Annotated in this window: 1 protein-coding gene; it reads left to right on the top strand. The window is 69.9% G+C overall.

Annotated features, from left to right (window positions below; all coding sequences use genetic code 11):
- The coding region (locus B551_RS18195) for a type II and III secretion system protein family protein (protein WP_023264722.1) at positions 1-1,387 on the top strand (1,387 nt) is incomplete at both ends.

Raw genomic sequence — 1,387 nt, 5'->3', positions numbered from 1 at the left:
AGATGACCATCAGCATGGCGCCGGCGCGCGCACCGGTGCCCGCCGCCGACACGCGCGGGCCGAACTGCAGCGGCGCGGTACGCGAGGAAAGCCATGTGGTGGTGCCGATCGGCAAGTCGACGCTGATCCCGCTGCCCGAGCCGGTGCGCAACCGGACCGTCGGCAATCCCGAGGTCGTGCAGGCGACCATGGTGTCGCCGCAGACGATGTACGTGCTCGGCCGCAGCCTGGGCACCACCAACATGATCGTGCAGGGGCGCAGCGGCGCCTGCAGCGTGATCAATATCGCGGTCAACGTCGATGCCGGCGGCCTGCAGGGCTCGCTGGCGCAGCTGATGCCCACCGAGCGCGGCATCCGCGTCGCCACCGCGGCCGACAACCTGGTGCTGACCGGCAGCGTGTCGAGCGCGCAGGCGGCCCAGCAGGCGGTCGAGATCGCGCGCGCCTATGCCGCGGTCGCGCAGGGCGACAAGGAGGCGAAGAACGGCGGCGTGCTGAACATGCTGAGCGTCGACACGCCGCAGCAGGTGATGCTCGAGGTCAAGGTCGCCGAAGTCTCGAAGACGCTGCTGAACCAGCTCGGCTCGCAGCTGAACCTGCAGGGCGGCATCGGCTCGTGGACCGGCGGCCTGGTGACCTCGCTGCTGACCGGCTCGCGCACCGCCATCTTCGGCAGCAAGGCCAACAACCTGCCGCTGGACATCGCGATCGATGCGCAGAAGAACGACTCGCTGGTCAAGATCCTGGCCGAGCCGAACCTGGTCACGCTGAGCGGCCAGGAGGCGAGCTTCCTCGCCGGCGGCAAGATCTATATCCCGGTGGCGCAGAGCAACGCGGTGGTAGGCGGCGTGCCGACCATCACGCTGCAGGAAGAGGAATTCGGCGTGGGGCTGAAGTTCACGCCGACCGTGCTGGCCAACGGCCGCATCAACCTGAAGGTCGCACCGGAAGTGTCCGAGCTGTCGCCGACCGGCGCCACCGTGACCGGCGCGACGCTGACGGGCCAGACCATCCTGCCGGTGATCACCACGCGGCGCGCGTCCACCACCGTGCAGATGCGCGACGGCGAGAGCTTCGCCATCGGCGGGCTGCTGCAGAACAACGCGCGCGGCGCGCTGAAGGCGCTGCCCGGTGCCGGCGAAGTGCCGGTGCTCGGTGCGCTGTTCCGCAGCACGTCGTTCCAGCAGGACATGTCGGAGCTGATCTTCATCATCACGCCGCGGCTGGTGCAGCCGATGCAGCAAGCGGGCGCCCCGCTGCCGACCGACAGCTTCTCGACGCCGAATCCGCTCGAGCTGTACCTGCTCGGCAATATGGAGGGCTCCACCGGCAAGCCCGCGCCGGCCGCACCGCAATCGCCCGCGCCCGCACCCGCGCCGCAAGCGCC

The organism is Cupriavidus sp. HPC(L), assembly GCF_000307735.3.
Classification (GTDB): Bacteria; Pseudomonadota; Gammaproteobacteria; order Burkholderiales; family Burkholderiaceae; genus Cupriavidus.
The sequence above is the reverse complement of the archived record's forward strand: the minus strand, read 5'-3'. Positions and strand labels throughout refer to the sequence as shown.